The organism is Gemmatimonadota bacterium (genome assembly GCA_016719105.1).
Lineage (GTDB): Bacteria > Gemmatimonadota > Gemmatimonadetes > Gemmatimonadales > Gemmatimonadaceae > SCN-70-22.
The window spans coordinates 11979-33787 of record JADKAQ010000009.1 but is presented as its reverse complement, the minus strand read 5'-3'; the positions used below and the strand labels follow the sequence as shown (position 1 = coordinate 33787).

Annotated in this window: 16 protein-coding genes; 12 read left to right on the top strand and 4 right to left on the bottom strand. The window is 68.6% G+C overall.

What is annotated here, in order from left to right; all coding sequences use genetic code 11:
• Window positions 1-51 precede the first annotated feature (51 nt).
• Window positions 52-2208: an SAM-dependent DNA methyltransferase gene (locus tag IPN47_12640; GenBank protein MBK9408871.1), complete on the bottom strand. Its 2157-nt coding sequence runs from the start codon at window positions 2206-2208 to the stop codon at window positions 52-54.
• 1287 nt (window positions 2209-3495) lie between these two features.
• Between IPN47_12640 and IPN47_12635 the strand changes: the two genes are divergently transcribed.
• The 12 genes from IPN47_12635 to IPN47_12580 all read left to right on the top strand — a co-directional run bounded on the left by IPN47_12635 (window position 3496) and on the right by IPN47_12580 (window position 17144).
• Window positions 3496-4533, top strand: coding sequence for a BMP family ABC transporter substrate-binding protein (locus IPN47_12635; protein MBK9408870.1), 1038 nt, complete (start codon window positions 3496-3498; stop codon window positions 4531-4533).
• Window positions 4534-4673: 140 nt separating this feature from the next.
• Window positions 4674-5738 (top strand): helix-turn-helix domain-containing protein, encoded by a 1065-nt coding sequence (locus IPN47_12630; GenBank protein ID MBK9408869.1) that lies wholly within the window; start codon window positions 4674-4676, stop codon window positions 5736-5738.
• Window positions 5735-6274, top strand: a complete 540-nt coding sequence (locus IPN47_12625; GenBank protein MBK9408868.1) for a hypothetical protein — start codon at window positions 5735-5737, stop codon at window positions 6272-6274. Before IPN47_12630 ends, IPN47_12625 begins: the two co-directional genes overlap by 4 nt.
• 123 nt (window positions 6275-6397) lie before the next feature.
• Window positions 6398-8044 carry an ABC transporter ATP-binding protein gene (locus IPN47_12620; protein MBK9408867.1) on the top strand — a complete coding sequence of 549 codons (1647 nt, stop codon included), beginning with the start codon at window positions 6398-6400 and terminating at the stop codon, window positions 8042-8044.
• Window positions 8041-9153, top strand: a complete 1113-nt coding sequence (locus IPN47_12615) for an ABC transporter permease (protein MBK9408866.1) — start codon at window positions 8041-8043, stop codon at window positions 9151-9153. Before IPN47_12620 ends, IPN47_12615 begins: the two co-directional genes overlap by 4 nt.
• On the top strand, window positions 9150-10046 hold the full coding sequence (locus IPN47_12610) for an ABC transporter permease (GenBank protein MBK9408865.1): 897 nt from the start codon (window positions 9150-9152) through the stop codon (window positions 10044-10046). Before IPN47_12615 ends, IPN47_12610 begins: the two co-directional genes overlap by 4 nt.
• Window positions 10047-10049: 3 nt before the next feature.
• Window positions 10050-11423 (top strand): MFS transporter, encoded by a 1374-nt coding sequence (locus tag IPN47_12605; GenBank protein MBK9408864.1) that lies wholly within the window; start codon window positions 10050-10052, stop codon window positions 11421-11423.
• A gap of 323 nt (window positions 11424-11746) precedes the next feature.
• Window positions 11747-12364, top strand: coding sequence for a DUF1707 and DUF2154 domain-containing protein (locus tag IPN47_12600; GenBank protein MBK9408863.1), 618 nt, complete (start codon window positions 11747-11749; stop codon window positions 12362-12364).
• Between the two features lie 128 nt (window positions 12365-12492).
• Window positions 12493-13542, top strand: a complete 1050-nt coding sequence (locus IPN47_12595) for a DUF1028 domain-containing protein (protein ID MBK9408862.1) — start codon at window positions 12493-12495, stop codon at window positions 13540-13542.
• A gap of 3 nt (window positions 13543-13545) precedes the next feature.
• Window positions 13546-14634, top strand: coding sequence for a serine/threonine protein kinase (locus tag IPN47_12590; protein MBK9408861.1), 1089 nt, complete (start codon window positions 13546-13548; stop codon window positions 14632-14634).
• Window positions 14635-14826: 192 nt separating this feature from the next.
• Window positions 14827-16248, top strand: a complete 1422-nt coding sequence (locus IPN47_12585) for a tyrosine phenol-lyase (protein MBK9408860.1) — start codon at window positions 14827-14829, stop codon at window positions 16246-16248.
• A gap of 218 nt (window positions 16249-16466) precedes the next feature.
• Window positions 16467-17144, top strand: a complete 678-nt coding sequence (locus IPN47_12580) for a carbonic anhydrase (GenBank protein MBK9408859.1) — start codon at window positions 16467-16469, stop codon at window positions 17142-17144.
• Window positions 17145-17180: 36 nt separating this feature from the next.
• Here IPN47_12580 and IPN47_12575 read toward each other — a convergent pair whose 3' ends face one another.
• The 3 genes from IPN47_12575 to IPN47_12565 all read right to left on the bottom strand — a co-directional run bounded on the left by IPN47_12575 (window position 17181) and on the right by IPN47_12565 (window position 21663).
• Complete coding sequence (locus tag IPN47_12575; protein ID MBK9408858.1) at window positions 17181-19622, bottom strand: CehA/McbA family metallohydrolase; 2442 nt, start codon at window positions 19620-19622, stop codon at window positions 17181-17183.
• Window positions 19623-19778: 156 nt separating this feature from the next.
• Window positions 19779-20258 carry a hypothetical protein gene (locus IPN47_12570; protein MBK9408857.1) on the bottom strand — a complete coding sequence of 160 codons (480 nt, stop codon included), beginning with the start codon at window positions 20256-20258 and terminating at the stop codon, window positions 19779-19781.
• A 61-nt stretch (window positions 20259-20319) separates the two neighbouring features.
• Window positions 20320-21663 carry an NAD(P)/FAD-dependent oxidoreductase gene (locus IPN47_12565; GenBank protein ID MBK9408856.1) on the bottom strand — a complete coding sequence of 448 codons (1344 nt, stop codon included), beginning with the start codon at window positions 21661-21663 and terminating at the stop codon, window positions 20320-20322.
• Window positions 21664-21809: the final 146 nt, after the last annotated feature.

Sequence of the window (21809 nt, the reverse complement as noted above, 5' to 3'; positions counted from 1 at the left end):
CGTTTGCGAATTCGTCAGACGTCGTCACTTGAGCGTAACTGCCGACATCCGTTAAGCGACGGACCTGCCAGTAACCTCCGACAGAATCCGAACGATGTCGCCCTCGATATCCCGGATGTCCTGCTCGATCTCCTCCAGCGGACGCGGCGGCGTATACCGATAGAAGTACCGGTTGAAGTTGATTTCGTAGCCCACGAGGCCAACGAGGTCGTCCTTGTGGTCGCGTCTGGCGGTGTCGATCCACGCGTCCGGCACGTGGGGGAGCACCTCGCGAGCGAAGAACTCGCGCACGCTGGCGGGGACACCCTCGGTATCCACCGGGTCCTTCCCCACCGCGAGCGACACGCTCTCGGTGTCGCGCAGTTCCGGATCGGGCTCAGGCGCCCCGTCGGCGTCGCGGCAGATGCTGGCCTTCTCGTCCCGCTCCGAGAGGGCGGAGAGAATCGCCTTGCGCACCGGGGCGGCGAGCTTCACCCCGGACTTCTTCGCGGCCGCGTCAAGGGGCTTCCCGAACTCGTCCCGGTCCTTTACGAGCCTCGTGGGGAGCGTGGCGAGCATCGCGCGAAGCTCGGTCTGAAGCGCGCGACCTTCGGCCTGCTCCTTCGCGCCCGCCGCCCCCTTCTTCTTCGACTGGGCGAGCGCCACAAAGCCTCGTTCCTGCTCGAGCCGCGCCAGCCGCTCCGGGCTCGCCTGGAAGTTGAGCTTGAGTGGCCGCTCGACCGTGATCTTGCGAAAGCCGAAGTGTGAGGTGGGAAAGACGCGGCTCACCACCACGTCCTCCGTCGCTCCGTCCCTCTCCACGCGGCGTGTTTCGCCGTCGCGTCGGTTCTTCACGAGCGCGAGAATCTCCCGCGCATTGTCGATCGGGATCTCGCGCCGCTTGTCGCCCAGGCTCTTGCGCATCGGGACCCAGAAGGCGGAGGCGTCCACAAGCTGGACCGTGCCACGATGCGCTGGTGATTTGCGGTTGGTCACCACCCAGATGTAGGTCGCGATACCGGTGTTGTAGAAGAGCTGTTCCGGAAGAGCGATAAGTGAGTCGAGGAGGTCATTCTCGAGAATGAAGCGCCGGATCTCGCTCTCCCCGCTCCCCGCATCGCCGGTGAACAGCGGTGAGCCGTTCATGATGATCGCGATGCGCGAGCCCCCTTCGGCGGCGTCCTTCGTGTGCGCCAGCATGTGAAGCAGGAAGAGCAGCTGGCCGTCGCTGATGCGCGGCAGCCCCGGGCCAAATCGGCCGACCGCCCCGCGTTCGTGCTCGGCCTTCACCGCGTCTGCGTCGCCCTTCCAGTCCTTGCCGTAGGGCGGGTTGGCGATCAGGTAGTCGAAGCCAACGCCGCCGTGCTTGTCATTGGAAAGCGTACTGCCGTAGGCGATGCGATCGGCGTCGCGCCCGGTCGGATCCTTCATATAAAGGTCCGACTTGGAGACCGCCCACGTTTCGGGGTTCACTTCCTGCCCGAACAGGTGCAGCTCGGCGTCGGGGTTAATAGGCGATTGTACGAGCCGCCCGTTCTGGATGATCCCCGTGCGGATGTGATCCTTGGTGATCATCAGCATGCCGCCCGAGCCGCAGCAGGGGTCGTACACCGTGCGGACGACGCCCTTGCCCCGGATGCGTGATTCGTCGCCAGCGAGCATCAGGTCCACCATCAGGTGAATCACGTCGCGCGGCGTGAAGTGCTCGCCGGGATTCTCGTTCAGCGCTTCGTTGAATTTGCGGAGCAGCTCCTCGAAGATCGTCCCCATCGTCGCGTTGTCCACACGATCGGGGTGCAAGTCCACCGACCTGAAGCGCTCCAGAACCTGGAAGAGCAGTCCTGCCTCATCGAGCTTTGAGATGGTGTTGTCGAAGTCGAAGCGCTCGATGACCTCGCGCATGTTGGGGCTGAAGCCGGCGATGTAGTTGCGCAGGTTGGCCGCGAGGTGCGGCGCGTCACCCAGCAGCTTGTCGAAGTCGTAGCGTGAGGTGTTGTAGAAGGCGAACCCCGAGGCCCTGCGGAGCTGGGCGTCGAGATCCTCGAGCTTCCTGGCGCGAAGCTCGGCCTGCTTGGCGAGCACCTTCTCCTTCTTGTCCGCCAACACACAGTCCAGTCGCCGCAGCACGGTGAGGGGCAGGATCACGTCCTGATACTTGCCACGCTTGAAGGTGTCGCGAATGAGGTTGGCGACACCGAAGAGAAAACTGACGATTTCGGAGTGGTTCATGACGGGCAATCGGGGTAGTTGCGGGCGAGGCGAGTAAGCGCAACGAAAGGTGGGGGTCTGACAGTTGCACAGACTAGCGCGTCCGCCGACTCCGGCGCGGATCGGGGCCACTCGCCGACAGGCTTGCGAGTGCCGGTTGGGGGCCTGAGCATCCGCTTATGTGCGTGCGCAAAGATGCGCGAGAGATCGAGACTTCAGAGCTTCACTTCCGCAGAGCAAAGTCGAGCGACGGCGGAACCGCCACCAACTGTAGCTCGGCGATCGGTTATGCGGCCACTTGGGGAGCGGCAGCACGGCGGGTTCGACGCAGGCGGGAGCATCGTCGACGTTCGACGGAATCATCTGCGCCTTCCAGTGCCCGGGCCCCCCGCCCGAGTCGGTCCACGCTTCTGCTACGCCTCTTCTTGCCGGAGGACTTCTTCTCCTTCTGCGCTCGTGCGGACAGCCGCGCCGAGGATGTGCGATGGCGTGACGAGCGTTGAGGTGCTTCCACATCCGCGCCTCAGCGACGAGGCGCCGCAGATAAAGCAGTCAAGCATCTGGAAGCGTGAATACTGATCGGCCGTCTGCTGCAGCGCGTGTCGGCTGCAGGGGCAGGCTACTTAGGGACGGGAAACGGTCGCTGCAGAATGTCGGTGAGAGCATTTGCACGGGTCGCGGCTCCCTTGTACGGCACTCCGGCGAAATCCTTCGAGCTCTGAATATGGAATGTGAACGCTGAAAGCTCGCCCGCGTTCTGTGATCCCTTCGCGACGAGCTCGACTCCGCGCCAGACCTTACCGATGTCGTCCGTCTCGACGACAAAGGGCGCTGGTCTCGACATAGACCCAACCAGCTTGGATGAGTGCACGGATCAGCGCTTGATACGCCCCCGTATCTTGCTTCGTGAAGTCGAGATTGATAGACGCGCGATAGGAGCGTGCCACTTAACGACCGTAGCGGTAGAGGGGTGTAAGGGAGTCGCAGCTGAGTGTCGAGCAGCCGAACGCGCATTCAGAAGTCCTCGATCGCCAGCCAAGCCGGCGATGAAGGACGCGGTCACATCGAATTCGCACGATAACGCTGCGGCGCCGAGCAAAGCCACGGTGTTGCATCCCCAACACACATCGACCCTTCGCAGTTAGGGCCGAGTGGTGGGAGAGTGCGTTACCCCCGCCGGGATCACCGGGTATTCCGGTTCCGCCAAGCATGTCCGGCGCAGGCGCCCGTGCGAGCCCCTCGCCTCTCCACCCCCGCCTCGCCCCCCCTTCCCCCCCACCCACCCCCCCGACGACCTTTCCGCCCCTCATGCGAAAGCTCGTCCTCGTCCTCGCCGCCCTCCTCGCCACCCACATCGCCCTCCTCTTCGTCCGCCCCTCCGGCGCCGAAGAGCGGCCGACCGGCGAGGGACTCGACGTCGGCATCGTCTTCGACCTGGGCGGCCGGGGCGACAAGTCCTTCAATGATGGCGCCTACCTCGGCGCCGCCCGGGCCCAGAAGGAGCTGGGGGCCCGCGTGCGCTTCATTGAACCGGGGGAAGGCTCGGACCGCGAAGCCGGCCTGCGCCTGCTGGCCGCCGAGGGGATGGACCTGGTGATCGGCGTCGGCTTCATCTTCTCCGACGACCTCACGCAGCTGGCGAAGGAGTACCCGAACACGCGCTTCGCGGGGGTCGACTACGCGGTCGCGATCGACTCGGCCGGCAATCCGGTGCAGCCGCCGGCCAATCTCGCGGCGCTCAAGTTCCGCGAGGAGGAAGGGTCGTTCCTGGTCGGCGCCCTGGCGGCGCTGGTGGGGAACTCCAAGAAGGTCGGCTTCGTGGGCGGGATGGACTTCCCCCTCATCCACAAGTTCGAGATGGGCTACAAGGCGGGGGTCAAGGCGGTCTGCCCGGACTGCGAAGTGATCGCCCAGTACGCCGGCGTTACCCCCGAAGCCTTCCGCAACCCGGGGCGCGGGCAGGAGCTGGCGCTCTCGCAGATCCAGTCCGGCGTGAACGTGATCTTCCACGCCTCGGGCTCCACGGGGCTCGGCGTCTTCGAAGCCGTGCGGCGGCGCGGGAAGCTGGCGATCGGGGTCGACGCCGATCAGTACAGCGAGGCGCCGGGGTTCATCCTCACCTCGATGGTGAAGGGGGTGGACCAGGCGGTGTTCGAGACGATCGAGCAGGTGAAGAGCGGGACGTTCAAGGGAGGGATCTTCCAGCTCGGGCTGCGCGAGAAAGGGGTGAACTACATCTATGACGCCAACAACAAGGCGCTCATCCCGGACTCGGTGCGCTCGCGGGTGGAGGGGCTGCGGCAGGAGATCATTGAGGGGAAGATCGTGGTGCCGTCTACCAAGTAGTGGGAGGGGGGCGGCGGGTTTGGTGGGGGGAGCGTGCAACGCAGCTCAAATGGGTCCCAGCTTTCGCTGGGACGAGAGTGTTGCGAATAAGCGAGAAAGTCGACTATAATCGAGAAACACGCTTATAGTCTACTTTCCCCATGCGCCCGATCCTCAACCGCCAGAGCGCGCTCCGCGCGCCACTCAACGACATCCTCGGCACCGAAGCCAACGTGCGGCTGCTGCGCGCGCTCGCGGCGACGGCGGCGCCGATGTCGCCGAGCCGGCTGGCGGAGGCGACGGGGCTGCACCTGTCGGGGGTGGCGCGGGCGCTGGCGACGCTGGAGGAGACGGGGATCGTCGAGTTCGTGGGAGCGGGGTCGCGACGCCCGGTGACGCTCCGTCGGGCGCACCCGCTGGCGAGCGCGATTGACGCGCTGTTTGTCGCCGAACGGGCGCGCTACGACCGTATCGTCGAACGACTGCGCAACGCGACGCGCGGGCTGGTGCCGCCGCCGGCGGCGATCTGGCTGGAAGGCCCGGTCGTAGACGGGAGAGATCGACGCGAGGACGCGCTGGTGATCGGCGTCCTGGGGACGGCGCGCGACCTCGACTCCGTCGCGCTGGCGCTGCAGGACGCGCTCGACGACGTCGTCCTGGAACAGGATCTCAATCTCGAGGTGCGCGGGCGCACGTTGGCCGACCTGTCGGCGGCGTCACCGGGAGAGCTGCAATCGCTCGCGAATGTGATCCCGCTGCTGGGGGCGCCTCCGTTGGCCATCGTGCGTGGCAGCGAGTCGCGCCCCGGAACCCGGGCGCGCGCCGTGGCCGAGCGTCGGATGACGCACGCGGAGTTGGACGCGCGGGCGCTGGCAGTGGCGAGGGCGATCGCGGAACGCCTGAAGACGGATCCGTCGCTCGTCGAGCAGGCGCGCGCGTACGTCACCTCGCGCCTGGCGCTCGCATCGGCGGGAGAACAGCACGAGCTGCGCGAGTGGGAGCGCATCCTGCGAACGCGGTCGCTGCCGAACCTGCGGCGATTTCTGGTGGATGCGGGAGAGCGGGCAACGCGGCTGCGTCAGACGATGCCGTTTCTGGCGGTGTTGTCGGCGGAGGAGCGGGAGGGGTTGGCGGAGGCGGCGAGGGGGGAGACGAGCGAAGCGTCCGCCGCTCGTCGCCCACGGCGCAATGTTGCTGACGGCGGGTCGTCGACGCGGCATCGATGAGACGTTCGGAGCTGGAGCACGCGATTCGTGCGGCTTGCGACATCGCCAACGACGAGGCGGTGTACGTGTTCGGCTCGCAGGCGATCCTCGGACAGTTTCCCGACGCACCAGCGGCACTCCGAATGTCGGCGGAAGCGGACATGACGCCGGTGCATCGCTCCGACCTTGTCGAGGCGCTTAACGCTATCGGGGAGGACTCGCCCTTCCATCGGTTGCACGGGTTCTACGTGCACGGCGTCCCCATCACCGAAGCAGCGGTGCTTACGCGCGGCTGGGACGGGCGGACGGTGGAGGTGCGGAATGCGAACACGCGGCAGAAGACCGGACGTTGCCTGGAGGGGCATGACCTGGCCGCCTCGAAGCTGGCCGCATTCAGGGAGAAGGACCGAGCGTTTGTGCGAGTGCTGCTCGCCGAGCGAATGGTCACGCCGCGCAAGCTGATCGCGCGCCTCCGGCTGCTTCCGGTGGACGCTGAGCGTCGGGGACGGCTGGTACGGTGGGTGGATGCGACGGCCCGGGAGCTGAAGGGAGAGTAGCCCCGGACGGGCGCCCCCCTTCCCCCCTCCAACGCCCCCCACGACCTTTCCCGCCCTTATGCCACGACACGCGCTCCCGACCGCCAACTCGACCGCCCACTCACGGCGGGCGGAGTCCGTCCGATGAACCCGGAGACGGGAGACGGGAGACGGGAGACGGGAGTGGCGCTGCGCGCCATCGGCGTCTCGAAGCGCTTCGGTGAAGTCCGCGCCAACCGCGACGCCACGCTCACGGTCAAGCGCGGCGAAATCCACGCCCTCGTCGGCGAGAACGGCGCCGGAAAGTCCACGCTCATGCGCATCCTGGCCGGGATGTACCCGCCCGACGGCGGACGCGTGGAGGTGAACGGGAAGGACGTCACCGGATGGTCGACGCGCGAAGCAATCGCCGCCGGCGTGGGCATGGTGCACCAGCACTTCATGCTCGTCCCCACGCTCACGGTGGCCGAGAACCTGGTCCTGGGGCAGGAACTGACCAAGGGGTTGCAGCTGGACCGCGCGGCCGCCGAGTCGGCGGTGCGCGACCTCTGCGAGCGCACGGGGCTCAAGGTCGATCCCGCCCGGCTGGTCTCGGACCTGAGCGTGGGCGAGGCGCAGCGGGTGGAGATCCTCAAGGTGCTCTACCGCGGCGCCAAGATCCTCATCCTCGACGAACCCACGGCGGTGCTGTCGCCGCCGGAGATCACGGAGCTGTGGCGGGTGCTCAGGCGCCTGACGAGTGAGGGCGGAACGGTGGTCCTCATCACGCACAAGCTCGATGAGGTGATGGAAGCGTCGTCTTCTATCACCGTTATGCGGGCTGGGGCGACGGTGGGGGAGGTAGCTACGGCGGAGACCACGCCGGCGGGGATCGCGAAAATGATGGTGGGGCGCGATGTGAGACTCGCGACTGTGGTGTTGGAAGACGAGAAGACGGGAAGACGAGAAGACGAGATAACGGGCATTCCGGCGCCGGGACTCGGCTCGGGCTCGGCTTCGCCTTCGCTTTCGCCTGCGGCGCTTTCTGTTTCGCGGCTTGTGGTCTCCTCGTCCCGCAAGCCTAACGAGGTGGATGACATCTCCTTCGAGGTCAAGGCGGGGGAGATCTTCGGGATTGCCGGCGTCGAGGGGAATGGGCAGACGGAGTTGATCGAGGCCATTGCCGGATTGCGCAGGGCGGAGTCAGGGTCGATCACGATCGACGGGAAGGACGTGGGGGAGCTGTCGGTTCGCGAGCGCGCGGAGCTGGGGCTGTCGCACATTCCCGAGGACCGGCACCGGCGCGGGCTGGTGCTCGACTACTCGATCGGCGACAACCTGATCCTCGGGCTGCAGCATCGCTTCTCGTCAGGCGCCGGCGTGCTGCAGGGGGAGCAGGTGCAATCGAACGCGCAGGGGCAGATCCGCGAGTTCGACATCCGCCCCCCGTCGGCCGCGCTCCCGGCGCGTTCGCTCTCCGGCGGCAACCAGCAGAAGATCGTCATCGCGCGCGAGATGCGCGGGCGCGAGTACTCGGTGCTGCTGGCCTCGCAGCCCACGCGCGGCGTGGACGTGGGGGCGATCGAGTTCATCCACGAGCAGCTGCGCGCGGCCCGCGCGTCGGGCAAGGGTGTGCTGCTGGTCTCGGCGGACCTCATAGAAGTACTGTCGCTCGCGGATCGGGTGGCGGTGATGTACGAAGGGAAGATCGTCGCCACGCTGTCGCGGGCCGAGGCGACGCCGGAGCTGGTGGGCGAGTACATGACGGGGGCGACGCGAACAGGCGAGCACAGGGCAGGAGGCGCTCGATGAGTCAACTCAACGAGTCGATTCCCCGCCCCGGAGCCGATCGCACCTCCAGGCTCCCCGCGTCCGTCTCCCGCCTCATCTCGGCACTGCTGCCGCCGTTCACGGCGCTGCTCATCGCCGCGGTGGTGGGCGACATCCTCATCCTCTCCTTCGGGCAGTCGCCGGCGGATGTCTTCGTCCTTCTTATAGAAGGGACGTGGGGGAACGCGTACGGGCTGGGGCAGGTGATCTACAAGGCCACCACGCTCACCTTCACGGGGCTGTCGGTGGCGCTCGCACTGCGGGCCGGGCTGTTCAACATCGGGGCCGAGGGGCAGCTCGCGATGGGCGGGTTCTGCGCGGCGGTGGTGGGGTTGCTGCTGCCGGCGGGGACGCCGGCGGTGCTCGCGGTTCCGTTGTGCCTGGCGGGTGCGGCGATCGGCGGGGCCAGCGTGGCGTCGGTCCCGGGCGTGCTCAAGGCGCGGTTCGGGGCGAGCGAGGTGATCGTCACGATCATGGTGAACTTCATCACCCTCGCCCTGCTCAACTGGCTGATCGCGACCAAACTGAACGTTGCCGAATCGCTGCACACGCCGGAGATCCACGCGGGGGCGGTGCCGCGGCTGTCGAGCGTGGTCGATGCCTTTGCCGGGTCGGCGGCGAATTTCGTCCTCATTGTCGCGCTGGCGGCGGCCGGGTATGCGGCGTGGTACCTGTTCCGCACGCGCGCGGGGTACGACCTGCGCGCGGTGGGGCTGCAGCCGGAGGCCGCCGAGTATGGCGGGGTGAAGGTGGGGCGCGTCTGGCTGCGGGCGATGCTGCTGGCGGGGGCGATGGCGGGGCTGGGCGGGACCAACTACGTGCTCGGGTACAAGCAGTACTACGAAGAAGGATTCGCGGCCGGCGCTGGCTTCCTGGGGATCGCGGTGGCGCTGGTGGGGCGCAACCATCCCTTCGGGGTGGTGATCGCGGCGCTGCTCTTTGCCACGCTGTCGCAGGGCGGGCTGGCGGTGAACGCGGTGGTCCCCAAGCAGATGGTCGACGTGCTGACGGCGGTGGTCATCATCGCGGTGGCGACGTCGGTCCCTGAGGTGCAGCGCCTGCTCAAGAGCGTGCGGGGAGGTGGCAAGTGATCGTGCTCGCCTTCCTGGTGCAGACGCTGCGCATCGCCATCCCCTACCTGTTTGCAGCAGCGGGAGGGGTGCTGTCGGAGCGGTCGGGGGTCATCGCCCTCACGCTCGAGGGGTGGATGCTCACGGGCGCCTTCACGGCGGTGATCGGGACGCACTACACGGGGTCGCCGTGGGTGGGGCTGCTGTGCGGCGTGGCGGGCGGGGTGCTGGCCGCGCTGCTGCACGCGGTGGCCTGCATTCGCTATCGCGCCGACCAGGTGGTGGTGGGGATCGCGATCAACCTGCTGGCGGTGGGGATCACACGGTTCTTCCTGCGGCTGGCCTTCGATTCGTCGTCGAACTCGCCGCGCGTGGCGGGCTTCGATTTCGTCCAGACGGGACCGGGGGGACAGGGGACGGGCGTGCTCGCCTCGCTCGCCAACCCGTTGGTGCCGCTGGGCGTGCTCTCGCTGGTCTTCGTCTGGTGGCTGCTCTATCGGACTCCCTTCGGGCTTCGCCTGCGGGCGGTGGGAGAAAAGCCGGAGGCGGCAGCCTCGCTCGGCGTGGGGGTGAACCGGGTGCGGTGGATTGCGGTGCTCGGGGCCGGAGCGCTGGCGTCGATGGGGGGGGCATACCTGGCGCTGGAACAGCACCAGTTCACCGACTCCATGACGGCGGGGCGCGGCTTCATTGCCCTCGCGGCGGTTATCTTCGGCAAGTGGGAGCCCAAGCGGGTCGCGGTGGCCTGCCTGTTGTTCGCGGCCGCCGAGACGCTGCAGATCCAGTTGCAGGGGCTCCAGTTGATCCCATCGCAATTCGTGGAAATGATCCCCTACATCCTCACCATCGTGGCCGTGGCCGGCGTGGTCGGGCGGGCAACGCCGCCGTCCGCGCTGGGCAAGGTGAGCGAGTAGCGCTTGGTCCAACTCGAGATCGGGCAGTCGCTGCAGCACCCGGCGGTGCGCATCGTGGGGGGGGCCATCGCGGCCGGCCTCCTCTTCATCCTCGCGCAGGAAGTGAGGAAGATCCCGCCCAAGCTGTTCGCCCTGATGGCGACGGCCTTCATCGACATGATCGGGCTGTTGATGATCATCCCGATCATCCCGTTCTATGCCAAGGAGCTGGCGGCGAACGGGCTGCAGCTCGGGCCGGTGCACCTGGGGATCGGGATGATCCAGGCCGTCTTGGTGGCGTCGTTCACGGTGGCGCAGCTGTTGAGCGCGCCGGCGTGGGGGCGCTTCAGCGACAAGCACGGGCGGCGCCCCGCCCTGCTCATCGCGTTAGGCGCCTCGGCGCTCGCCTACCTGGTCTTCGGCTTCGCCACGTCGTTGCTGGTCCTCTTTCTGTCGCGCATCCTGCAGGGGGCGGGGGGCGGGACGGTGGGAGTGATCCAGGCCTACGTGGCCGACGCGGTGGGCCCCGAGGATCGCGCCCGCTCGCTCGGCTGGCTCTCGGCGGCCACCAACCTTGGAGTCGCGTTAGGCCCGGTACTCGGCTCGGCGGCGATCTCGTTAGGGAAGGCCGACCTGGTGCCGGGGGAGTCGACCTGGGCGCTGGGGCGCGCGGCGCCGGGGATCGTGGCGGCGGTGCTGTGCCTGGTGAACATGTGGTTCGTGCACCACTACCTGAAGGAGTCGCGCGAGGTGCACGAGCACCCGGCGGGGGCCCCCAAGCGCAAGACGTCGGGCGAGGCGGTCTGGCGGGTGCTCTCGCACTCCGGCGAACCGGCGTCGCGGCTGATCTGGATCTACGCGATCGCCATGGGCTCGTTCCAGGGGGTGACGGCGATGCTCCCGTTGTTCCTGGCGGCGCGCTTCCAGGTGGACGAGGGGAACATCGGCTACTTCTTCATGTACGTCGGCGCCATCTCGGTCTTCACGCGGGTGCTGCTGCTGGGGCGCGCGGTGGACCGGCTGGGCGAAGCGCGGCTGTCGCGCTGGGGGGTGACGCTGCTGGCGTTAGGCATCCTGGGGATGCCGCTGTCGTCCAACATCGTCTTCCTGGCCATCGCGGTGGCGCTCATCCCGCTGGGGACGGCCTTCACCTTCCCGTGCGTCACGGCGCTGCTCTCGCGGGTGATCAACCAGTCGGAGCGCGGGCTGTACATGGGGCTGCAGCAGACCTTTGGCGGGGTGGCGCGCATTGCCGTTCCGCTGTGGGCCGGCTTCGCCTTCGACCGGCTGGGCGTGGGGATTCCGTTCTATACGTCGGCGGTAGCGGTCTTCCTCACGATCTTCCTGGGGCTGGGGCTGGACCAGTACGTGAAACCTCGGGCAGCGGCGGCGGCGTAAGACCGTCTGCGGTCACGGGCTTCGGCCTCCGGTTCGCACAAGCAGGTCGCGGGTTTCGGCCTCCGGTTAGCACAAGCAAGTCACGGAGGTTCACGGGGGATACACGGAGGTTCACGGGGGACTGAGGACGGCACGCCGTCGATCGCGTGCGATGAGTCCCCTCCGTGAACCCCCGTGTATCCCCCGTGAACCCCCGTGTCCGGCTTTTCACGCGAGGTCCTCGCCGACCAGCGAAGACCATGCGCGATAGTCGGTCAGCCGTCGGTCGCGACGGCATCAGTCGTTCGTTCGACGTGGCACATCCCCGATGTGACGAGGCACGCATGGACTCTCGTTCGCCAGCCCCTTTGGATCCTCGCGCGATACCGGCGTACGTCGGCGATCGGGAGCGCGATGAGGTGGTGCACCGGCTCGGGGACCACTACGCGCTCGACCACCTCACCATCGAGGAGTACGAGTTCCGCGTGCAGGCGGCGCTGCGGGCCACGCAGTGGTACGAGCTGACGGCGATCACCAGCGACCTGCCGTCGCTCGATCCCAACCGCTCGTCGAGCGTACGCCCGGAGGCTGGGGTCTCGGTGGGGGGGCGGACGCTGGTGGCGATCATGGGAGGGGTCTCGCGCAAGGGACGGTGGATCGTCCCCGACCGCATGCAGCTCTGGGCCATCATGGGGGGGATGGAGATCGACCTGCGCGACGCGGTCTTTACTTCCCCCGTGACAGAGATCAAGGTCCTCGCCATCATGGGCGGGGTGCACGTGCGCGTCCCCCCCGGCGTGCGGCTGGAGACCGAAGGAATCGCCATCATGGGGGGGTTCGACGACAATCCCGGGGTCGCGCGTCCGGACTCCCCGGTTGTGCGGATCACTGGAGTGGCGATCATGGGGGGGTTGGGGACCGACGTGCGCCCGCGCGGCTGGAACGGGGAAGACGACGAGTGAGCGGCGCCGGCAGGCGCGACGATGTACGTTAGGCAGGTGCCGAGGGATGGAGGGCTCGGCGCCGGTGATCCACACCCTCCACGACCACGGGACGGAAGGCCATGCAGGGAGCGCGCACGATGCGGTGGATGCGGGGAGCGGCTTGGGGGGCAGCGGTCGCGGTGTGCGCGCCGTCCACCGCCCGAGCCCAGCTCCCCGCCGAGTGGCGCGACTCGCTGGTCTTCCACACGTTTTCCATCGCCGCGGTCGATCCGCGCACCGGGGAATTGGGGGTCGCCGTGACGACGCGCGTGGCCTGCGTGGGAAATGGGGTCCCGTGGGTGCGCGCCGGCGTGGGCGCGGTGGCCACGCAGGCCAACACCCGCACCGAGTACGGCGCCGAGCTGCTCGACGCCCTGGGCAAGGGAGCCTCGCCGCAGGAGGCGCTCACCCGTCTCCTGGCGGCCGACACGGGGAGCACGAGCCGTCAGGTGGGGGTGATTGCCCGCGACGGACGCAGCGCGCAGCACACCGGGAGCAAGACCTCCTCGTGGGCCGGCCATCGCGCGGGCCCTAACTACGTGACGCAGGGGAACCTGCTCGTGGGGCCGGAGGTCGTGGAGGCGGTGGCGCGGGCATTCGAGGCGAGCGAAGGGAGCGCACGGCACCTGGCCGACCGCCTGATCGAGGCGATCGCCGCCGGACACGCCAAGGGGGGCGACGCGCGGAAGGGGCGCCAGCAGTCGGCCGCGGTCATCGTCGCCGACGCGCGCCCCGGGCGCTCGCGCCGCGCCGACGGGCAGACGGCCAACATCTCCGTCTGCGAGCACCCGGAGCCGGTGGCCGAGATGCGGCGCATCTATGACGGGATCTCGCAGACGCTGGGCTACCGCACGCTGCAGCAGTTCGGCGGGAACGACGTCTGGCAGCTCAAGGTGATGCTGCACGCGCTGGGGCACTACCGCGCGGGCGAACCGACGCTCACCCGTGACGCCGACGCCAACACCTACACGACCGAAGCAGTTGCCGCGGTGGATGCCTTCCGGGCGGCGGAGCAGCTGTCGGGGCCCGCCGCCGGGTCGCCGGCCGGGCTGGTGGATGCCGACACGGTCGCGCGGATGTGGGCGGCGCTCGAGCGCGCGGGGAAGGCGCGCGCGGTGCGCGAGGCGCTGCTGGAATCGACCTCGGTGCGTCGCTGAGTCATGACGAGCCGCATCGAACGTTTCGCCGAGGCGCTGGGGAGTCGCTACGAGGTCGAGCGCGAGCTGGGGACCGGGGGGACGGCGACCGTCTACCTGGCGAAGGACCTCAAGTACCAGCGCCGCGTGGCGGTGAAGGTCTTTCGTCCCGAGGTGGCCGAAGCGATGGGGCACGAGCGCTTCGTGCGCGAGATCGCCTTCGTCGCCACGCTCAACCACCCGCACATCGTCCCGTTGCTCGACTCGGGTGAGGCCGAGGAGCTGCTGTACTACGTGATGCCGGCGGTGGAAGGAGAGTCGCTGCGCGATCGCCTCGCGCGCGAAGGGACGCTCCCCGTGGACGAAGCGATCCAGATTGCCCGCGACGTGGCGGTGGCGCTGGACTACGCGCACAAGCGCAACGTGGTGCACCGCGACATCAAGCCGGAGAACATCCTGCTCACGGCGGGGACGTCGGTGGTGGCCGACTTCGGGATCGCGAAGATGGTGAACTCGAGTTCCAAGGGGAACTCGCTCACCCGCGCGGGGATCGCGGTGGGGACGGTGGCGTACATGAGCCCCGAGCAGGCGAGCGCCGGCCAGGTGGACGGGCGCTCGGACATCTACTCGTTAGGGTGCGTCCTGTTCGAGATGCTGGCCGGGCGCCCGCCGTTCGTGGGGAAGTCGACGCGCCTGGTGGTGGCGGCGCACTTCACGGAGGCGGTGCCCAGCGTGCACGCGTTGCGCGCCGAGGTGGCGTCGACGCTGGACGTGGTCCTGGCCCGGGCGATGGCCAAGGCGCCGGAGGATCGGTTCGAGACGGCGACGGCCTTCATCGACGAGCTGATCGCGGCGCGCAAGGCGGCGTCGCGCGAGCGCATGTGGCAGCAGATGGGGACCGAGGACGCCAAGGCGATCCTGGAGCGCTCGGCGCGGGCGAATACCCCGGTGGCGCCGGCGACGCCGGGGAAGGGGGCGACGGTGCAGCTCCCGGTGGAGCCCTCGCCCCCTGCCTCCTCGCCCACCCCGGCCCCCTCGACGTCGACGCTCTGGGTGGCGATCGCCGCCGTGGTGGTGGCGCTGGTGGCGGTCTCGCTCCTCTTCATGCGCTAGGAGCGTTTAGTCTGGGTGCGCGAGTGCACTGGTCTGACCTTCTCGACCGGTGTGCGGACGACGCGTGAGGCAATAGCTGACAGAGCGCAACAGGTTTTCGCCGATCTTGTGGGGGCGCGGGCGCGTTAGGCGCCGGCGCCCTTTTGGTTGCCCGTCCTCCTCCTCTCCGCCCGGTCCCACCGACTTCCCGCCATGACACCTCCAGACCACCCGACTCCGCGTACCATGGGCCAGCAGTTCGGCCGCCGCTCCTGGGCCGAACCGTGGAAGATCAAGATGGTGGAGCCGCTGACGATGACGTCGCAGGCGCAGCGCACGCAGGCACTGGCCGCTGCTGGCTACAACACCTTCCTGCTCAAGAGCGACGACGTCTACATCGACCTCCTCACCGACAGCGGGACGAGCGCGATGTCGGACCGCCAGTGGGCGGGGATGATGATGGGCGACGAGGCCTACGCCGGCAGCCGCAACTACTACCATCTCGAAGCGGCGATCCAGCGGTTCTATGGCTATCAGTACATCGTACCCACCCACCAGGGGCGCGGCGCCGAGCACCTGATCAGCAAGGTGGCGATCAAGCCGGGGCAGTGGGTGCCGGGCAACATGTACTTCACGACCACGCGGGCGCACCAGGAGCTGGCCGGCGGGATCTTCACCGACGTGATCATCGACGAGGCGCACGACCCGTCGTCGCTGCACCCGTTCAAGGGGAACGTCGACCTGGAGAAGGTGGCCACCGTCATCGCGCGCGAGGGGGCGGGCAACATTGCCTACATCTCGGTTGCCGGCACGGTGAACATGGCCGGCGGGCAGCCGGTGAGCATGGCCAACATCAAGGCGCTGCGCGCGCTGTGCGACCAGCACGGGATCAGGCTCTTCCTCGACGCCACACGCATGGTCGAGAACGCCTTCTTCATCCAGGAGCGCGAGGAGGGCTACGCGAACAAGAGCGTGGCGGCGATCCTGCGCGAGTTCTGCGGCTACACCGACGGGGCGTGGATGAGCGCGAAGAAGGACTCGCTGGTCAACATCGGCGGGTGGCTGGCGGTGAACGACTTCGGCCTGTTCGAGGAGCTGCGCAACCTGGTGGTGCTGTACGAGGGGCTGCACACCTACGGCGGCCTCGCGGGGCGCGACATGGAAGCGATGGCGATCGGGATCGAGGAGAGCGTGCAGGACGACTACATGCGCTCGCGCATCGGGCAGGTGCGTTACCTCGGCGAGCTGCTCACCGACTGGGAGATCCCCATCGTGCAGCCGGTGGGGGGGCACGCGGTCTTCCTCGACGCCCGCCGCTTCTATCCGCACCTGAAGCAGGTGGAGTTCCCGGCACAGGTGCTGGCGGCCGAGCTGTATCTCGACTCGGGGATCCGTTCGATGGAGCGCGGGATTGCCAGCGCCGGGCGCGACCCGAAGACGGGGGACCACCACTATCCCAAGCTGGAACTCACGCGCCTGACGATCCCGCGCCGGGTGTATACCCAGGCGCACATGGACGTGGTGGCCGAGAGCGTGAAGACGATCTTCGATGCGCGGGAGAAGGCGCGGGGGCTGCGGATGGTCTACGAGCCGAAGTACCTGCGCTTCTTCCAGGCGCGCTTCGAGCCGATGTAGCCGGACGACGCGTCGCCGGCGCGCATGCCGCCGACGTGACCGTCGCCGAGGCGAGGGGGGCCCGGCGACGGGTGGGAACGGGAAGGCGAATGGGGCGGTTCTGGGGGAAGGAGTGCAGCAGCCGCCGTGGCGGGGTGTGAGGCACCGCCCCTCCACAGGCGGACGCATTACAATTCGGGAGTCCGCCCCCCTCCTCGAGAACCAGGCCGTCCGACGACATGAAGGTCCATACCCAGCAGACCCAGGCCGGCACGACGCCGCAGATGGCCCTCGAGTTCCTGCGCGAGGGAAACCAGCGCTTCGTCAACAACCTGAAGGCCAACCGCGACCTGCTGCAGCAGGCCAACCTCACCCGCGACGGTCAGTGGCCCTTTGCCACGATCCTCTCCTGCATCGACAGCCGCACGTCGGCGGAGCTGATCTTCGACCAGGGGTTGGGCGACATCTTCTCGGTCCGCATCGCCGGCAACATCGTCAACACCGACATCCTCGGCAGCATGGAGTTCGCCTGCAAGGTGTCGGGGAGCAAGTTGATCGTGGTGCTGGGGCACACCAGCTGCGGCGCGGTGAAGGGGGCGTGCGACCACGTGGAGATGGGGAACCTCACCGAGCTCCTCGCCAAGTTGCAGCCGGCGGTGTACCAGGAGCGCACGGTGAAGGACATCGACCAGCGCAACTCGAAGAACAAGGCCTTCGTGGAGAACGTCGCGCACATCAACGTAGTGCGCTCGGTCCGCTCCATCGTCGACCGCTCCTACATCCTCGAGAAGATGATCGAGGAGGAGCAGATCGGGGTGATCGGCGCCATGCACGACCTGGAGTCGGGGGTGGTCGAGTTCTACGAGGAGACGCGCGTCTTTTCCCGGGCCGACATGGAGCGCCTGTCGCTGGGGTGACGCGACGAGCGCGCCGTCCGTGCCCTGCTGGCGCGACTAGCGCGCCAGCGCTTCCAGCGTGGCCCGTGCCTCGGCGAAGTACGCCTTGAGCCTGGGGATCTCGGCCCCCGAGTAGCCGGCCACGAGGCGCGTCTCGTTCACCCCTAACGCGCGCAGCAGGTCGGCGGCGGCGCCCCTGCGGGCTATGGGTTCAGTGCTCCCCTTCTTCCCGATCCACAGCGGCGCCGTGTGGGCAAAGGTGTACTCGGCCATCGCCGGCCAGGCCGCGGTGTTGGGGCCCACGACGCGCGCGGCAACCCAGCCACCGGCAGGGAGGCGCACCTTGCCCGTGTAGCGTGCCTTCCCCGACGCATCGGGGGCCGCACCGCTCCACACGGTCTTCCCGTTCACCACGATCGCCACGCTATCGACCGGGACGGCCGAGGCGACGCTGAGCGTGAAGGGGAGTTCGCGACCGCCCGCCACCACGTCGCCGGGGTGCATGCCATCGACCGTCAGCTGCACCATGGGGCCGTTGGTGACGAACGAGCGCCCGGCCTTGAGGGCGGCGAAGTAGCTGGTCCAGTTGAAGGGGACGTCGGGGCGCACGTACACGCGCGTGGTGCCGATGGCCATCGTGCGATGGAAGTCGGTCATCACATCGGTCCCGCCACTCGGCGCCACGGGGAAGCCGGCGTTGAGCAGGCGATACCACAGCTCCGTGGTCCCGATGGAATTGCTCCAGAGGCAGACGATCTCGAGGAGGTCGATGTTGCCGTGGACGCCGTCGGCGACGAGTTCGACGGGGAGGCCGTTCATCCCGCTCTCGCTGAACGGGTTGCGCGTGCCGCTGACGGGGTGGACGTAGTACCCCGCCCCGCCCTGCGCGCGCCCGAACGCGATGGGCTCGGCGTTGGTGCGGTCGTCGCGCCCGTAGACCTCGTAACCCGGCCCCCAGGTCCACGGCCAGAACAGCTGGGTGGTGCCGAGCAGGCCGACGTGGCCGAGGAAGTGGGAGCGGACCTCCTGGGCCCAGTGGATGAGCGGCGTGCTACCTAACGATCGCCAGTCAAAGAGCGGCTGGTCCTCGTAACGGTTGTGCAGGTTGGCGATCATCGGCGTGGCCACGTCGAGGTCCTCGCCGGCCATGAGCGGGAGGAGGTCGCCGGGTTGCAGCGCGAGCTGCCCGCCGTAGTTGAGGTGGAAGTGGTGGTCGGCCGAGTAGTAGCCGGCGGCGCGGGCGTTCCAGAGCGGGGTGAGTTCGAGCGTCGCGGTGGCCACCTCGCCGGCCCGCACGGTGACGGTGGTCGCGGCTTCGCGCGATGCGAGCCCCTTCACGGCGCGCACGCTGACCGGGCCAGCGGGGACGTCGAGGGTGATCGTCCCCGGGGTGTAGAAGAAGACGCGCCCGTTCTGCCCGTCGAAGCGCGACATCCCCTCGTTGGGGATGAGGGGGTGGCCGGCGCCGTCGGTGACGGCGAGGCGGGCGGCATTGCGGCTGGCGGGATTGGCATCGCACCCCGGGCAGCGCGTCTCGATCACGAGCTTCCCCATCGGGGCGCCGAAGTCCCAGGCGCGCACGGCGACCGGCTCGGGACGCCCGCCGATGGCGGGGACGCGATACAGCTGCGGGACCTGCCGCGCGTCGCCCTCGGAGTAGTAGATCCATCGGCCGTCGGCGCTCCACGCGGGGGCGATGGGGCGGCTACCGGGGCGCGCGACGAGGAGGATGGAGACTCCGGGGCGCTCGGTGGAGAGCAGGCGCAACTCCCATCCGTCGGTGGAGGGCCAGTTGTAGGCGAGGAGTGTCCCGTCGGGGGAGAGCGCTGGGCGCGCCTGCGAGACGATGTTCCCGCTGAGCAGCACGCTCTCCTTGCCGTCACCCAGCGTGCGCAGCCGCACCAGGTCGCCACCACGCGTCTTGGCGGTGTAGACGAGGCGCTTGCCGTCAGGGGCAACCTGTGGGCGCAGCTCGATGCCACCGTCCGTCGTCAGGCGCGTCCTGGCCGCACTGGCGATGTCGTAGCGATAGAGATCGAGGTCGCCGCCCGCGGTGAGATTGGTGTAGATGATGGCGGCCCCGTCGGAGGTGAAGACGGGGTCCATCGCCATCCCCTTGTCGACTTCTGTCTCGCGACCGCTCGTCATGTCGCGCAGGATCACCGCCAGGGTGCGCGAGTCGTCGCGCACGAAGACGAGCGACCGGCCATCGGGGGACCACGCAGGGCGCGAATCGACGCCGGCGCCACTCGTCAGGCGCGTGGCGCGACCGCTCGCGGCGTCGAGGCGCCAGAGCCATCCGCGCGACGCCAGCACCTTCTCCCCACTCGGCGACTCGGCGAAGTCGAGCGCGCCGGCGGCCATGATGGGGAGTTCGTAGCCCTCGAGGTAGACCTGGTGGCCGTAGCCCGCGTTCTTCGGGTAGCGGTTGGTCCACTGGGCCGACACGGCGCCAGGGAGGAGCAGCGCGGTGACGAGGGCGATGGCACGAGTACGCATGGAGACGGCGGCGAGTCGGAGAGATGCTGGAAGGAACGCTGCCGGCCAAAGTGCAGCACGGAGGAAACCACCGCAAACACCCTCCGTAACGCATCGCGGCGCCAATCGGCGCCGCGATGCACTCCCGTCTCCCGTCTCCCGTCCCCCGCCTCCCGACTACCCCTCGTCGACCAGCGTCTCGATCCCCGGCCAGGCCGGGCGGCTGTAACGCGCCAGGGTGCGCAGGTAGTGGAGCCCGTCGTCGCCGTGCGTCGCGCGCACCGCGGCCACGCCGCGTTCGACCCCTGCGGCGTCGCTGTACGGCACCTCGAGTTCGTCGGCGATGTTCCCGTTCTCGTGCGCGACGCCGGCGGCATCGAGGAAGGTGATCTGGATGGCCGGCTCGAGCTGCACGTACAGCAGGTGCAACAGGTCGAGCTCGTCCTCGCCCGACTCGGCGCGCGAGCGCACGACTTCGCGCGCCAACTGCTCCACGGGCCACGACTGGATCGTGACGGCGCGGAAGCCCCCGGCCTTGCGCGCGATCAGGCGCTGGACATACAGCGCCCGTGCCTCACGACTCGAGGCGATCTTGTGGGTGACGAGTGCGAGGCGCTTCTCGGGGGAGAGGGCGCGGTAGGGCGAGAGCTTGGCCATGGGCAGGGCGCAGGATCGAGGTGGAGCGACGAGCGATCAAGTTACACCAGGACTCCGCCCGCTACGCGGCCTTCACCGACCGCTCCTTCTCCCCCCCTGCCCCGCGCCTGCCGCGGAAGGCACCGCCGGTGATGAGGCGCGAGCCGCGCTGGTAGGCGAAGTACGCCCACGCCCACTGGATCAGCACCGTCACGCGGTTGCGGAAGCCGACGAGGTACATGATGTGGACGAAGAGCCAGAGCAGCCACGCCGGGACGCCGGTGAAGTCGATGGCGCCGAAGTCGGCGACCGCGCGGTGGCGGCCGATGGTGGCCAGGTCGCCCTTGTTGAAGTAGCGGAACGGCGCCCGCGCCTGGTGGCGCACGGAACGGAGGATGTTCTTCGCCGCGAAGCCCCCCATCTGGTTGGCCGCAGGTGCAACGCCCGGGACGAGGCGGCCGTCGGGGCGCGTGAAGGCGGCGAGGTCGCCGGTGACGAAGACCTCGGGGTGGCCCGGGATGGAGAGGTCGGGTTCGACCTCGACGCGCCCCACCTTGTCGAGCGGGGCCCCGAGCAGCCTGCCTAACGGCGAGGCGGCGTTGCCGGCGGCCCAGAAGACGGAGCGCGTCGCGATGCGCTCCTCGCCCACATACACCGCGCCGTCCTCGATGCGGGTCACGATCGAGTTGAGGCGGATGTCGACCCCCAGCTCGGCCACGTCGTGCAACGCCTCGGCCGAGAGATTCTCGGGGAAGGCGGGGAGGATGCGGCTCCCCCCTTCGAGCAGGATCACGCGCGTCTGCCGCGTGTCGATGCACCGGAAGTCGTCGTGCATGACGTCGCGGGCGATCGTCGCCATGAGCCCGGCGAGTTCGACCCCGGTGGGGCCACCGCCGATGATGACGATCGTCTGCAGCGCCTCACGCTCGGCGGGGTCCTCGCACTTCTCGGCCTGCTCGAAGGCCTGCAGGAAGCGGTGGCGAATCTCCAGGGCGTCGTCGAGCGACTTGAGCCCGGGGGCCTTGGCCTCCCACTCGTCGTGGCCGAAATAGGCGTGGCGCGCGCCGGCAGCGACGACCAGGTAGTCGTACGATTCGGCGCGCGTTCCGTGGTCGAGCGTCACGCGACGTGCCTCGATGTCGATCCCGGTCACCTCACCCATCAGGACGCGCACGTTGTCGTACTTGCGCAGGATCCAGCGGATGGGGACGGCGATGTCGGACGGGGCCAACGTGGCGGTGGCCACCTGGTAGAGCAGGGGCTGGAAGAGGTGGTGGTTCGTGCGGTCGATGACGACCACGTCCACCTCGTTCCCCTTGAGGGCGCGGGCGGCGGCGATGCCGGCGAATCCACCGCCGATGATGACGACTCTGGGCTTCTGCACGCTGGGCTCCGTATCGGGTGCGGAGGTCGCGGGAGTTTGCATGGGGTGCTCGGCGGTCGCGCTGGGCCGCGCGCTCTGCGGCGCGGTCGGGAGCGCGAGGGCACGCCGGGCCTGACGTTCTATGTGCTTCAACATACCTGCGAGAACCGAGGGAGATTTAGGTCAACTGACCTACGAACGCCTGGCAC

Coding starts and splice junctions, on each gene's coding strand:
- IPN47_12635 (MBK9408870.1), top strand. CDS start 3,496: ATGCGAAAGCTCGTCCTCGTCCTCGCCGCCCTCCTCGCCACCCACATC.
- IPN47_12585 (MBK9408860.1), top strand. CDS start 14,827: ATGACACCTCCAGACCACCCGACTCCGCGTACCATGGGCCAGCAGTTC.
- IPN47_12640 (MBK9408871.1), bottom strand. CDS start 2,208: ATGAACCACTCCGAAATCGTCAGTTTTCTCTTCGGTGTCGCCAACCTC.
- IPN47_12580 (MBK9408859.1), top strand. CDS start 16,467: ATGAAGGTCCATACCCAGCAGACCCAGGCCGGCACGACGCCGCAGATG.
- IPN47_12595 (MBK9408862.1), top strand. CDS start 12,493: ATGCGGGGAGCGGCTTGGGGGGCAGCGGTCGCGGTGTGCGCGCCGTCC.
- IPN47_12575 (MBK9408858.1), bottom strand. CDS start 19,622: ATGCGTACTCGTGCCATCGCCCTCGTCACCGCGCTGCTCCTCCCTGGC.
- IPN47_12615 (MBK9408866.1), top strand. CDS start 8,041: ATGAGTCAACTCAACGAGTCGATTCCCCGCCCCGGAGCCGATCGCACC.
- IPN47_12600 (MBK9408863.1), top strand. CDS start 11,747: ATGGACTCTCGTTCGCCAGCCCCTTTGGATCCTCGCGCGATACCGGCG.
- IPN47_12625 (MBK9408868.1), top strand. CDS start 5,735: ATGAGACGTTCGGAGCTGGAGCACGCGATTCGTGCGGCTTGCGACATC.
- IPN47_12565 (MBK9408856.1), bottom strand. CDS start 21,663: ATGCAAACTCCCGCGACCTCCGCACCCGATACGGAGCCCAGCGTGCAG.
- IPN47_12570 (MBK9408857.1), bottom strand. CDS start 20,258: ATGGCCAAGCTCTCGCCCTACCGCGCCCTCTCCCCCGAGAAGCGCCTC.
- IPN47_12630 (MBK9408869.1), top strand. CDS start 4,674: ATGCGCCCGATCCTCAACCGCCAGAGCGCGCTCCGCGCGCCACTCAAC.
- IPN47_12620 (MBK9408867.1), top strand. CDS start 6,398: ATGAACCCGGAGACGGGAGACGGGAGACGGGAGACGGGAGTGGCGCTG.
- IPN47_12590 (MBK9408861.1), top strand. CDS start 13,546: ATGACGAGCCGCATCGAACGTTTCGCCGAGGCGCTGGGGAGTCGCTAC.